The organism is Faecalibacterium faecis (genome assembly GCF_040096475.1).
Lineage (GTDB): Bacteria > Bacillota > Clostridia > Oscillospirales > Ruminococcaceae > Faecalibacterium > Faecalibacterium taiwanense.
This window is the reverse complement of sequence record NZ_JBBMEP010000006.1, coordinates 43,937-57,098: the sequence shown is the minus strand read 5'-3', so window position 1 is coordinate 57,098 and position 13,162 is coordinate 43,937. Positions and strand designations below refer to the sequence as shown.

Sequence of the window (13,162 nt, the reverse complement as noted above, 5' to 3'; positions counted from 1 at the left end):
TTATGGCAAGCATGTATAGCGCAAAGGTCATGGAGCATTTTGCAAATCCGCACAATGTGGGTGAGATCCCCGATGCAAACGGCGTGGGCGAAGTGGGCAACCCCAAGTGCGGCGATATCATGCGCATGTACCTGAAGATCGAGAACAACGTGATCGTGGATGTCAAGTTCCTCACCTTCGGCTGCGGTGCCGCCATCGCCACCAGCAGCATGGCCACCGACCTCATCAAGGGCAAGACCATCGACGAGGCTCTCAAGTTGACCAACAAGGCCGTTGTGGAAGCTCTGGAAGGTCTGCCTCCCATCAAGGTGCACTGCTCTGTTCTGGCCGAGCAGGCCGTCAAGGCTGCTCTGTCCGACTACTACCGCCGTCAGGGCATCGATCCGGAACCCATCGTGGGTAAGCTCGAAGAGGACTGCGACCACTGCGAGAGCTGCGGCCACTGATCCCCGCATTATGGAAGCCTGCTATTGGACAATGTGCCCGATGGCAGGCTTCTTTTTTGTGGAAATGGGAATCCTTTACAGCATATTGAAAAATGATATAATAGAGAAAAGATTGTTGCCTTTTCAAAAAAGGAGGAAATATGAAAAAATGCAAACTTGCGGCGATGGCATGGTTAAGTGTATGTATTGTTCTGTTTACTTCCTGTGGCAATTCTGCGGGGGTGTCTGCTGGTTCCACTAGCGAGGTAAAAAGTACGGCTGTAAGCGAAAGCACAGCGGAAGAAAAACAGCCCTATGAGATACTTCGTGAGAAAGAAGATGAAACAAAACAGATTGCGGCAGACGAAGAACAGCAGGTAAAAGAACTTCAAGATGCGCTGAATGCAGTTAATTTCTATTATGAAGAATTTGACGGCGGTGATGCTCTGATGGGGGTAAGCCCCAATTGCGAAAATAACGAAAAACAGGGAAAAAGCTGCATTGTCCCAGTTGTTTATGTTTTTGGTCCGTCGGTGGACCCAATAGCATGTATAGGGTTTGATTACATAGGTGATACGTATCTGGATATGGATACGGTTGAAATTGATACGGATAATTATAGATATACCTATGGAAACACAACATTTATAACTGATGTTCAGAAGGACAAGCTGACAATATCTCCGAACGGCGATGAAAAAACAGAAGAGGCTGCATTTCGCCTTGCGACAGAAGATGACTTGGATGCATTAGTGGATATTGTGGAATCGGATGAAGTTGGTCTGACATTCGCAAAATACAACACCGCAAAGCCGGTTTTCGTAGAATGCGAAATGCCGGAAGGAGATAGACAGGCTATCACAGATGTATTGAATGCGTATTACCTGTATCTGAATGCCAGCGAGAAGGTGCGTGCAAAAGCGCTAGCAGATATTTCGTATACAGAAGTTGAATCGTGAATAGGAGGAGATAAGAATGCGGAGAAAAATTTCAGCGATCCTTGTAACAGCGCTGATAATGCTGATGGTAATGCCAATGGGGGCTTTTGCGGCAGTGCCTTCGGTGCAGGAAGTGGAAACGCTGATTGCACAGATCGGGACAGTCACGCGCGAGAACCGCAGTGCAGTTGAAAAGGCTGTCAATGCTTATAACCAGTTAGACGATGCTTCTAAAGCGGGCGTGTCAAATTTTGATGTGCTGGCCGAAGCACAGCAGATTCTTGGCATCAAGGACGCGCTGGCGAAATTGAATGTCGAACACGACAGAGTAGAAAATAATTACACAATATCGGATTCTTATGTTGAGAGTACGCTGAATACAGGGCTATGTATGATTGCACCGAGCATTCGTGTTTATGGTGACAGGGACGAACTGGCTTTAATGATTTCTTTTGTCTATGTTGGAGATGAACTCCTAAATGCAAATAGGGTCATCGTGCGAGCAGGGGATAACAAATATACTTATAATCAAGATGCCTTTAGTGTGATCGGCCGAGATGTTTGTAAAATCAATACGGGTAAACTCAAATGGGTGGAGGATTTTGTAACAAGAGCAGAAGATTTCGATATTGAACTGCTGCGGGATGCATTAAGTTCACAGGAAGCAATTTTCCGATTTAGCGGATATCAGAACTATGACTATGTATTAACGCAGCAAAATCGTCAGGCTATCACGGATGTGCTGAATGCCTACAACCTTATGTGCTCTGTCAGCCCGGACGTATTGCGCAAAGCGCTGGCATGACTTTTGAACTGTGAGAACAGGCCGTTTTGAAAAGTCGACACTGTTGTATCCTATCCAAAATGTAATAAAGCAAGTGCAAAATATTATTTGTTTACAAAAATACCCTAAATATGCACTCGTTCATGAAAAGTTCATATATTGTTCAGAATGAGTTCACCACTTTTCGGTATAAGTAGGGCAACACAGGCGCAAAGAGCGCCGAACTCCCACGGAAGCGGACGAAGAACAGGGCAAAGAACGGTTCGCGGCACGCACTGCAATGCAGGTGCGTCGGCCCCGGAAAACGTCCCGCCGCACAGGAAAGGAAACGAGTTAGTATGAAAATTGGTTTTTGGGAACTTGTCGTCATCGTGATCGTGGCGTTCGTGTTCATCGGCCCGGATCAGCTGCCTGTCTACGCAAAGAAGATCGGCAAGATGCTGCGTGAACTGAAAAAGTACACCGGCGCTGCTTCTGAGGAGATCCAGAAGAACGTTGTGGAGCCGCTGAATGAGATCCAAGCTCCCTTGAAGGAAGCTGTTGCCCCGCTGACCGATATCAAGAAGGATATCGACAACAGCGTCAAGGATGTGACCAAGAGCTTTACCGGTATCGGCAAGACCAGCAAGGAGGAAGCTGCCAAGGCAGAAGCCGCCGAGGAAGTGACCGAGCTGACCGAGGAGCCGGTGGAAGAGCTGGAAGAGGACGCTGCATCTGCCGCCAAGGCAGAGGAGAGCACTCCCGCTGAGGAGACCGCTGCACCTGCCGAGAAGGCTGAAGAACCCGCCGCCCCGGTTGAAAAGGCTGAGCCTGCCGCTGCACCCGCAGAGGAAAAGGCCGAGCCTGCTGCAGAAGCGGCTCCCGCACAGGAAGCTGCCGAGGCTGCTCCTGCGGCCGAGCCGGTGGAGGAAGACCCTCGTCAGAATGATGTTCTGCCGAAGGACTGATTACTTACTGGATGCACCCGCGCCCGCGGTTGCCTGATACATGCAATAAGCCCGCCACGCGGCGCGGCAAAGTAAAAAGGAGATTTTTATTATGCGTATTGGTACTAACGAACTGCTGATCATCCTGGTCGTCGCTCTGCTGATCTTTGGACCCAAGAACCTGCCGAAGCTGGGCAAGATGTTCGGCAAGACCATCAACGGCTTCAAGAAGGGCATGGAGGACGAGGAAGGCTCCGATGATTCCGAGGAGAAGACCGAGAAGCAGGTTTCCAAGAAGGACGAAGACGAGGAGTAATTGTGGCTACGAACGTTAAGCGCAAAAAGAAAAAAGCCGAAGTCATGGCAGAGGACGGCAGCATGACGCTGACCGGCCATCTGAAAGAACTGCGGAACAGGCTGATCATCTGCGCGGTGGTGTTCGTGGTGGGTGTTGTGGTCTCGCTGGCATACGCCGACCGTCTGATCGATCTGCTCACTGCCATGGGCCGCGACTATTACGAGTTTGTTTCCATTGCCCCGCAGGAAAAGCTGATGCAGTATTTCCGCGTCTCCATTCTGGCAGGCGTGGTGGTCACTGTGCCGGTGGCGTTCTACCACATCTATGCATTTGCAAGGCCGGGTCTGAAACGGAGCGAGAGCACCTTCTTCAAGCTGGTCATGCTGCTGGGTCTTATCCTGTTCTGCGTGGGCGTGCTGTTCGCCTACAAGCTCATGATGCCCTTCATGCTGCGTTTCCTCAGCACTGGCATCGAGGGTGCCGAGTACATCCAGACCACCACCAGTATCGAGAGCTATGTCAACCTCTGCTTGACCATGTTCATCATTTTTGGCTGCGTGTTTGAGATGCCTCTGATCACCATCATCCTGTCCAAGATGGGCATTATCAACCCGCAGCTGCTCAAGCAGGTGCGCGGCGTTGCCATCGTGATCATCTTCTTCATCGCGGCCGTTGTTACCCCGCCGGATATCGTGTCTCAGTGCATGGTGGCCGGCCCCATGGTGCTGCTGTACTTCATCAGCATCTTCCTGAGCGGCATCTTCTATAAGCCGAAAGAGGACGATGATGACGAAGAGGATGACGAGGATGAGGACGAAGAGTAAGCTCTGACTTCAGGTTTTCTGTTTTATCATTGCAAAAGCAAAGGCTGCTGCGCCATTTGGTGCAGCAGCCTTTTTGTATGTGGAAAATGCTTCCGGTGCAGAGCGTAATCGCGTGGGGCCGTGGCCAGCAGGATGCAAGGCCCGCTCAAGGGCCGCAGCAGACGCTGGGTGCCACAACTCGTCCAAAGCGAACGCGGCGGCAGTTCCAAATCGTTGCTGCTCAGTCTATACAAGCCACCCGCCCTGTGCTAGAATGAAACCAACAAATCAAAGGCGGTGAGACCATGCACCCACTCCCGGAATATCCTCGCCCGGCTATGCGCCGGGACAGCTATGAGAACCTGAACGGCCTGTGGAAGTACGCCATTACTCAGACAGCAGAATACCCCGCTGCGTGGGACGGCAGAATTCTGGTGCCCTACTCTCCGGAAACAAAGGCCTCCGGCGTGGGCCGCACCCTGCAGCCCGGCCAGTGGCTGCACTACCACTGCACCTTTGCTCCCCCTCCGGGAGAAGGGGGTCGGGTGCTGCTGCACTTCGGCGCGGTGGACGATGCCTGTGCGGTGCAGGTGAACGGCCATCTGGTGGGCGGCCATCGGGGCGGCTACTGGCCCTTCACACTGGATGTCACCGCCCAGCTCAACGATACGGGCCGCAACAGCCTGTGGGTGGCCGTGCAGGACCCCACGGACGGCGGCACGCAGGCACGGGGCAAGCAGACCCTGAAGCCCGGCGGCATGTTCTATCCGGCCCAGAGCGGCATCTGGCAGACGGTCTGGATGGAGCGTGTGCCGGAAAACTATATCCAGTCGCTCACGGTCACGCCGGACTACGATGCCCGCACCGTGACCGTGAAAGCCCATACTTCCATGCCCGGAGGTGCAGTGAACCTGAGGGCCGTGGTGCGGGCCGGGGGCGTGACCATTGCCGAGGACTGGGGCAGCGACGAAGCGGACCAGGACGGCGAGGTGACGCTGAACATCCCGGAGGAACATTTCTTTCCGTGGAGCCCGGATACCCCGTTTTTGTATGACCTGACCGTGGGCACCACGCAGGGAGGGGAGGAGCAGTTCGACACCGTGCACAGCTACTTTGCCCTGCGCAAGTGGAGCTGTGAGCCGGATGCGCGGGGCGTGCTGCGCTTCTGCCTGAACGGAAAGCCCATCCTGCTCAACGGCCTGCTGGACCAGGGCTACTGGCCGCAGGGCCTGTATACCCCGCCTTCCGATGCGGCGGTGGAGCGGGAGCTGAGCGAGGTGAAAGCGCTGGGATTCAATCTGCTGCGCAAGCACGCCAAGATCGAGCCGCAGCGCTGGTACTACCACTGCGACAGGCTCGGCCTTGTGGTCTGGCAGGACATGGTGAACGGCGGCAGCAGATACAACCTGTGGTTCGTCACCTACCTGACCAATGTGCTGCAGCCCCTTGTGCGCCGCCTGCCCGACGCAGAGCCGCTCTGGGGCCTGCTGAGCCGCGGAAAAGCATCCAGCCGGGAAACATACCGCAAAGAGCTGCAAGCCACCGTGGAAGCCCTGCGCTGCCATCCGTGCATCGGCTGCTGGGTGCCCTTCAATGAAGGCTGGGGTCAGTTTGATGCGGCCGGGGCAGTGCAGGCCATCCGCACGCTGGACGATACCCGCCTTGTGGACGAGGCCAGCGGTTGGTATGATCAGGGCGGCGGAGATGTGTGCTCCATCCACAACTATTTCTATCCGCTGCATGTAAAGCCCGGAAAGCGCACTGTGGCCCTGAGTGAATACGGCGGCATTGCATGGCCCATGCCGGGGCACGAAGCACCGGGCAAAACCTACGGCTACGGCACGGCCAAGAGCCGCGCAGACCTGACCGCCCGCTGCAAAAAGCTGCAATTGGGCACGGTGCTGCCGCAGCTCAAAAAAGGACTCTCGGCGCTGGTGTACACCCAGCTGACGGATGTGGAAGATGAGGTGAATGGTCTGTTCACCTATGACCGGGCCGAGATCAAGCCGGATGCCAATGCCGTCCGCTCGGTGAATGCTGCCCTTGCCGCAGAGTTCGCAAAAGTGACGCGGTGAAAGAAAAAACTCCCTCAGTCATCGCGCAGCGATGACTGAGGGAGTTTTATGTTACAGCAGCTCTCAGCTGTTGGCGCTGTTGTTCACGATCTTTTTGGCGGGCAGCTTGTTCATGGCAGAGCTGTCCAGATCGTGTGCCAGCTCTGCACCGCCTGCGGCCAGTGCGTCGTCCAGCTCGCCGCCCTTCATATCGCTCAGGATCTGGCTGCGCAGGTCGTCCAGCGAAGAAACGCTCAGCGGGTCTACACGCACCATCAGGAGCAGGGTGTTGCTGTTGATCTGCACGGCAGCGGCTTCGCCGTAGGAAAGGCTGCGCAGAGCATCGGCTGCGCCATCCTGCGTAAAGGCCGAAGCAACATCGCTCTCGGTCAGCAGCTCGGTCTGGACGCTGGCGCTGTCGTCGGAAGTTTTGCCATCCAGCACAGCGTAGATGTCCGGCAGGGCATTCTGTGCGGCCTCATGCAGGGCACTTACCTGATCCGAGACCGTCTCGCCGCCTGCAGCGTTGACGCTGTCGGCAGCGGCCTGTGCCAGCTTGAGCATCTCGGCCTTCTGGTCATCGTCCGCAAAGGCGTAGGTGCTGGTATTGTACAGCGGGATGCTGATGTAGCAGATCTCATACATGCTGTCGTCCAGATGGCTGGTCAGCTCGTCGTCCTCCACTGGGGTCTCGCCGTCCGGGCCGTAGACCATATCCAGCAGGGCGGTGTGCTCCACCTGCAGACGTTCATATGCCTTGACGGTCTCCAGACCAATGCCGTTGGCGGTGTAGGTGTCGCCGTACTGGTCCATCATCTGCTGGGCATAACGGTCGGCAGTGGAAAGCTGCTCTGCAGTCAGCTCACCGCCCAGCGCCTTGAAGCGGGCATCCACAGCGGCCAGCGTTTCCAACGTTTCCTGCGTTTTCTGGGCCACATAGTCGCTCACAACTGCGGTCTCGCCGCTGTCAGAGTCGGTGGTGATGGTCTCTTTCAGGAAGGCTTTTACGTCGGTGGTGTCCTGATCGGTGCCGGCAAGCTGGGCGGCCTGCTGGTAAGCACCGTACTGTGCCAGCAGATACATGCCGGAGGTGATCTCAAAATCACCGATGCTGCCCACGGTGTCCGGGGCGGAAATGGTGCAGCCCACAAGGCTGAACACCAGTGCAAGTGCGCAGATCAGCGCGAGAAGTTTCTTTTTCATGGTAATGCTCCTATGATGTTTATTTTTGCTCGGCGGAGGCAAGGATCTCTGCCATCGCCTTGAGGATGCTTTGCAGCAGCTCCAGCGGCTTTTCGTCGGGCTGAAGCGTGACCGAGAGATAGGGCCGGTTGCCTGCACCGGCGGTGACGCGGCCATTGAAGGCCACCAGCAGGCCCCGGATCATGGGCAGCTCCAGACTTTCCAGCTGCAGGGTGAGGGTGTCCTTTTTCTGGGTCACTTCGGTCACGCCCACAGTGCTGGCCTGCACGCGTACCAGCGACACGTTCACCAGATCGCTCACCGAGGGCGGCGGGTCGCCGTAGCGGTCGATGAGCTCGTCCAGCACATCGGCGGCATCCTCTGCCGTCTGGATGGCGGCAATGCGCTTATAAGCTTCAATGCGGCCCGGGCCGTCTGCGATATATTTCTCCGGGATGAAGGCATCCACCCGCAGGTCCACAAGGCATTCGCTCTTGTCCCGCCGGACAGGTTCGCCCTTGGCCCGGGCGATGGCCTGCCCCAGCATCTTCACGTAGAGGTCGTAGCCCACGGCCTCCATGTGGCCGTGCTGGCTGTGGCCCAGAAGACTGCCTGCACCGCGAATTTGCAGATCCCGCATGGCGATGCGGAAGCCGGAGCCGAAGGCCGTGAACTCCCGGATAGCGGAGAGCCGCTTCTGGGCGATATCGGTCAGGGTCTTGTCCCGCCGGAAGGTGAAGTAGGCATAGGCCTTGCGGCCGGAGCGGCCCACCCGGCCTCTGATCTGGTACAGCTGGGCAAGGCCCATGCGGTCGGCATCCTCGATGATGAGGGTGTTGCAGTTGCGCACGTCGATGCCGGTCTCGATGAGAGTGGTGCACACCAGAATATCGATCTCGCCGTTCAGCAGATGCTGCCACACGGGGTTCAGCTCTTCCTCGGTCATCTTGCCGTGGGCAATGCCGATGCGTGCGCCGGGCACCAGCTTGCTCACATGGGCGGCGCAGGCTTCGATGTTGTCCACCCGGTTGTGCAGGTAGTACACCTGCCCGCCCCGGGCAAGCTCCTTCTTCATGGCTTCGGCAAGGATCACGTCGTTGTATTCCAGCACAAAGGTCTCCACGGGCTGCCGCTCGATGGGCGGCTGCTCGATGGTGGAAAGGTCCCGGATTCCGCTCATGGCCATGTTCAGCGTGCGGGGAATGGGAGTGGCCGAAAGGGTGAGCATGTCCACCCCGATGAAGTTCTCCTTGAGCTTTTCCTTGTGCTTCACACCGAAGCGCTGCTCTTCGTCGATGATGACAAGGCCGAGGTCATGGAACTTCACGTCCTTGGACAGCAGCCGGTGGGTGCCCACCACGATGTCCACACTGCCCGACTGCAGGCCCCGGAGGGTCTCCTTCTGCTGTTTTGCGGTGCGGAAGCGGGACATCATCTCCACCTTTACGGGAAAAGCTTCCATGCGGGAAAGAATGGTGTTGTAGTGCTGCCACGCCAGCAGGGTGGTGGGGGCAAGGATGGCGCACTGCTTGCCGCCCATCACGCACTTGAAGGCGGCGCGCAGGGCCACTTCGGTTTTGCCCACGCCCACGTCGCCGCACAGCAGGCGGTCCATGGGCCAGCCCTTTTCCATGTCCTGCTTGATCTCGGCGGTGGCGTTCAGCTGGTCGTCGGTCTCGTCGTAGTCAAAGCGGGTCTCAAAGTCCCGCTGCCAGTCGCCGTCCGGCGGGAAGGCGTAGCCCGTGGCCTGACGGCGGCGGGCGTAGAGCTCGATCAGTTCCTGCGCCATTTCCTCGGTGGCTTTTTTTACCTTGGCGCGGGTGCGCTGCCACTCGGCACCGCCCAGCTTTGCCAGCTTTACCTTTTCCTCGTCGCCGGGGGCGGTGTAGCGGCTCAGCAGGTCCAGCTGGGTCACCGGAACATACAGCACATCCGAGCCGGAATACTGTACCTTGAGGTAATCTTTCGTGGCACCCTGCACTTCCAGCCGCTGGATGCCCGCATACATGCCAATGCCGTGGCTCTGGTGCACCACATAGTCCCCGGGCTTGATGTCCGAAAGGCTGGAAAGGGCGTTCTTGTTCTTTTTGCGCTTTTTGGTCTCGGCGGAGGTCTCTTCCTCCAGACCGTGCCTGCGGCTGGACAGCACTGCCGCATGGGCAAAGGGAAAGGTGCACCCGGCGGTCAGATGGCCCGGCAGCACCTGTACGATGCCTTTTGTGGGCCGCACATCCCGGCTCATGCTCACGGAGTAGCCCTTGTCGGCAAGGTCGCGGGTGAGGGCGGCGGCACCCTTGGGCGTTCCGGAAAACAGGGTGACGGCATAGCCCTGCGCAATGAGGGGGTCCAGATCCTCCCGCAGGGATGCAAGGTCGCCGTTCCAGTTGGGGGCGGCAAAGGCCTCGGCGTTGATGAGGTCTTTCAGCTTAAATTCGTTCATGCCGCGCAGGAAGTTCTCGCACAGCAGGGTGCTCTGCTTCTGGGCGGCAGCGGCAAGGTCGTCCATGGTCTGGTAGAGTACATCCAGCCCGGGGCAGAGCACACCCTCTTCCAACAGGCCGGTCAGCTCTTCGCTGCGACGGAACTCGGTGGCTTTCTGGGCATCCCGGATGCCGCCCACCTCGTCCAGAATGAACAGCGGTGTGTCCAGATGATCCAGCAGGGTGGCCGGGCTCGGATAGCGCAGGCCGTAGTATTTATCCATGGCTTCCGGCATCAGGCCGGAGTCCAGCTGAGCAAGGTCGGCTTCCGTGGCCTTTTCCAGTGCGGTGCGGTGCCGGCCGCGTGCCTTTTTGATGGCGGCACGCAAGGCCTCGGCAGTCTCGGCGGTATCGCCGAACAGCACCTCGCGGGCAGGGGAAAGATAGATCTTTTCCAGTGCGCTGTCCCGCCGCTGGGTGAGCAGGTCGAAGGAAGAAATGGAATCGATCTCGTCGTCCCAGTACTCCACGCGGGCAGGCTGGCGCATATCCGGCGCATAGATATCCACAATATCGCCGCGCACACTGAACTGTCCCGGGCCGTCTACCTGACTGCGCCGCACATACCCGGCGGCGAACAGCCGGGCCACAAGACCCTCGCGGTTGTACACCATGCCGGGTTTGAGGGTAAGAGTGTTCTTTAAAAATTCATCCCGGGGCACGGTATATTGCAAAAGCGCTTCGGCGGGCACGCAGACCGCGTTCAGCCGCCCGCCTGCAAGGGAGCCCAGCACCGAAAGGCGGCGGTACTCGTACTCGCGGCCCGCGCCCTCCACTGGGCGCAGCATAAAGTCCCGGGGCGGGAACACCGCAGCGGCAAGCCCCAGTGCCTTGAGGTCGTCCGCAAAGTGGGTGGCCTCGGCCTCGCCGGGGGTCACGATGCACAGCACCCGGCCAAGGTCTTTTTGCAGCGCGGCGTACAGCAGGGCACGGCCTGCGGGCGGCAGACCGAACAGCGCGGCAGGACCGGGCTGCGCAAAGCTGGCCGCGATCTTTTGATATTCCGGTGTGGCCTTGAGTAAGGCTTCGTACATGGAAAAACCTCCTTTCCTACTGGAATGACGATTTGAAATTGCCGCCGCAGACGGGTTGCGGCACCCAGCATCTGCTTCACGCCTTGAGCGGCGCTCGCATCTTGCTGGCCGCTGCCCCAACAACTCCTCCCTGTTTCCGCCACTGGCGGCGGTCGTCGCTGTTGCGCTTTGGCAATGGCGATGATTATTTTTTATTTGCAGCAGAGAAAAGCCTGCGGGCTTTTCTCTGCTGCTTTCTCACGAGAGGGGGCGTGACCTCAAAATGCATCAAAGAACATAAATGCAGTTCGCCAGTGCTGCCCCACTCGGTGAAAATGTGTTTGGAGCGGCCCGCAGGCCGCGACAAACACAAACAATAAAAATAAAATTCCGCTGAAAATGCCCAGAGCGCAAGCGGAGGGCGTTTTAAATGGGGCTCTTACCCGTTATATTTGCTCTGTGCCAGACTCAGCTTGCCGTCCATGATGAGCTTTGCGGCGGCTTCCAGATCAGGGTAGCGGCCGCTCAGAGCCTTGGCATCCTCTGCCGGGAACTTGCCCAGCACCCACGCGGCAAGGTCGTAGTCCGGGTGGGGCTTGGCACCCACGCCGATGCGGATGCGGGGGAAGTTCTCCCCGCCCAAGCGGGCGATGATGCTCTTCAGGCCGTTATGTCCGCCTGCGGAGCCGGAGGGCCGGATGCGCAGCTTGCCGGGGTTCTGGGTGATATCGTCGCACAGAACGATGACGTGGTCGGCAGGAATCTTGAAAAAGCCCGCCGTGGGGGCGATGGAGTCGCCCGAAAGGTTCATGTAGGTCAGGGGCTTGAGCAGCACCACCTTGTGGCCGTCCACTTCGCCCTGACCCCACAGGCCTTCAAATTTGGTTTTGCTGACAGAAATGCCCCACTTGTCGGCCAGATAGTCCAGCGCGGCATAGCCCGCATTGTGGCGGGTGCCGTCGTATTTTGTTTCCGGGTTGCCAAGACCGGCAATCAGCCAGATGTCATTTGTATTCATGAGTGTTATATTTTCCTTTTTGTGATAAATTGTCCGATGCAAGTCCTAAGTATAACATACGCGCGTGTAAAAAGATATACATTATAAGCGAAAAAGATGCACCTGCAAACAAAAACCGCCGCGCAGGGCCATCCTGTGCAGCGGTCTGTACGCGAAAAACGGACAGCTTACTTGCTCTGCTCGTCTTCCAGCTTCTTTTTTTTGGCAATGTAGGCTTCCATCTTGGGCTCTGCCCAGCCCTCCAGATTGGTCTGGCGCTCCCGGGCGATGCCCAGTGCCTGTGCGGGCACGTCCTTGGTGATGGTGCTGCCGGCGGCGGTATAGGCACCATTGCCCACCTTCACGGGGGCCACAAGGTTCGTGTTGCAGCCGATGAAGCAGTAATCGCCGATCTGGGTGCGGAACTTATCCTTGCCGTCGTAGTTGCAGGTGACGGTGCCGCAGCCGAAGTTGCAGTACTTGCCCACATCGCTGTCGCCGATATAGGTCAGGTGGCTCACCGTGTTGCCCCGGGCAAAGTTGGAGTTCTTGGTCTCCACGTATGCACCCAGATGCACGCCGTAGTCGGTGACGGTGTTCACCCGCACATGGGTGAAGGGGCCGATGTTGTTGTGAGGGCCGATGTGGCTGCTGTATACCTGACTGGCGTTGACGGTGCTGCCCTCGTCTACGATGCTGTCCTCAATGAGGGTGTTGGGACCGATGATGCAGCCCGCACCGATGACCGTTCTGCCGCGCAGGATGGTACCGGCCAGAATGACGGCACCCGGGGCGATGACCACGTCCGGTGCGATCTGCACGGTGCGGCTGTCGATGATCACGCCGTTTGCGATGTGCTGCAGCAGAATGACCTCGCGGGCGGCTTCGGCGGCATCCAGCTGCTCACGCGCTGCATTCAGCGCAGCAGAAGAAACAGAATTTTCCATACGATAGATCTCCCTTCCGGCACGGCGGCTCCCGGCGGGTGGATGATAAGGCCCGACCCGGAAAAATGATGCATCCATATCCAAAGATGGATACAACAGAAGCTTTGCGCCGACAAAAAAGAAAAAGCTGAAATTACAGGGATAGAAAGTTGTATCCAACAGACGGATAATCCGCATCAGAAAACGAAAAACCTCTCGAACTTTCTCCCATTCTATACTACCTTAAAACTTGGCAAATTTCAAGGGATTTGCATAAAAAATAACAGACAAATTCGGGATTTTGCATGGTGGAAAGGAATGGATTTTCTGGTATAA

11 protein-coding genes are annotated in these 13,162 nt (G+C 57.3%); 7 read left to right on the top strand and 4 right to left on the bottom strand.

Annotated elements, in window-relative coordinates:
• The first annotated feature begins 2 nt into the window (after positions 1-2).
• The 7 genes from nifU (at position 3) to WMO17_RS04260 (ending at position 6,249) form a co-directional block, all read left to right on the top strand.
• The gene (gene nifU, locus WMO17_RS04290) at positions 3-446 is read left to right on the top strand and encodes a Fe-S cluster assembly scaffold protein NifU (protein WP_005937858.1); all 444 of its coding nucleotides are present in this window, start codon (positions 3-5) and stop codon (positions 444-446) included.
• Between the two features lie 140 nt (positions 447-586).
• A complete protein-coding gene (locus WMO17_RS04285) occupies positions 587-1,384 on the top strand; it encodes a hypothetical protein (RefSeq protein WP_349137551.1) in 798 nt (265 codons plus the stop codon).
• Between the two features lie 16 nt (positions 1,385-1,400).
• Positions 1,401-2,168: a hypothetical protein gene (locus WMO17_RS04280; RefSeq protein WP_349137550.1), complete on the top strand. Its 768-nt coding sequence runs from the start codon at positions 1,401-1,403 to the stop codon at positions 2,166-2,168.
• Positions 2,169-2,485: 317 nt separating this feature from the next.
• The gene (locus WMO17_RS04275; RefSeq protein ID WP_097781274.1) at positions 2,486-3,094 is read left to right on the top strand and encodes a Sec-independent protein translocase subunit TatA/TatB; all 609 of its coding nucleotides are present in this window, start codon (positions 2,486-2,488) and stop codon (positions 3,092-3,094) included.
• Positions 3,095-3,185: 91 nt separating this feature from the next.
• A complete protein-coding gene (gene tatA / locus WMO17_RS04270; protein WP_005937852.1) occupies positions 3,186-3,389 on the top strand; it encodes a twin-arginine translocase TatA/TatE family subunit in 204 nt (67 codons plus the stop codon).
• A gap of 2 nt (positions 3,390-3,391) precedes the next feature.
• Positions 3,392-4,195: a twin-arginine translocase subunit TatC gene (gene tatC / locus WMO17_RS04265; RefSeq protein ID WP_097774423.1), complete on the top strand. Its 804-nt coding sequence runs from the start codon at positions 3,392-3,394 to the stop codon at positions 4,193-4,195.
• Positions 4,196-4,479: 284 nt separating this feature from the next.
• A complete protein-coding gene (locus WMO17_RS04260; protein WP_349137549.1) occupies positions 4,480-6,249 on the top strand; it encodes a glycoside hydrolase family 2 protein in 1,770 nt (589 codons plus the stop codon).
• A 63-nt stretch (positions 6,250-6,312) separates the two neighbouring features.
• On the opposite strand, the gene WMO17_RS04255 is transcribed toward WMO17_RS04260, so the two are convergent.
• The 4 genes from WMO17_RS04255 to WMO17_RS04240 form a co-directional block, all read right to left on the bottom strand.
• Complete coding sequence (locus WMO17_RS04255) at positions 6,313-7,431, bottom strand: foldase (RefSeq protein WP_097774425.1); 1,119 nt, start codon at positions 7,429-7,431, stop codon at positions 6,313-6,315.
• 19 nt (positions 7,432-7,450) lie between these two features.
• Positions 7,451-10,924 carry a transcription-repair coupling factor gene (mfd, locus tag WMO17_RS04250; RefSeq protein WP_349137548.1) on the bottom strand — a complete coding sequence of 1,158 codons (3,474 nt, stop codon included), beginning with the start codon at positions 10,922-10,924 and terminating at the stop codon, positions 7,451-7,453.
• A gap of 418 nt (positions 10,925-11,342) precedes the next feature.
• The gene (gene pth / locus WMO17_RS04245) at positions 11,343-11,921 is read right to left on the bottom strand and encodes an aminoacyl-tRNA hydrolase (protein WP_097774427.1); all 579 of its coding nucleotides are present in this window, start codon (positions 11,919-11,921) and stop codon (positions 11,343-11,345) included.
• Positions 11,922-12,088: 167 nt separating this feature from the next.
• Positions 12,089-12,847 (bottom strand): UDP-N-acetylglucosamine diphosphorylase, encoded by a 759-nt coding sequence (locus WMO17_RS04240; protein ID WP_154256356.1) that lies wholly within the window; start codon positions 12,845-12,847, stop codon positions 12,089-12,091.
• Positions 12,848-13,162: the final 315 nt, after the last annotated feature.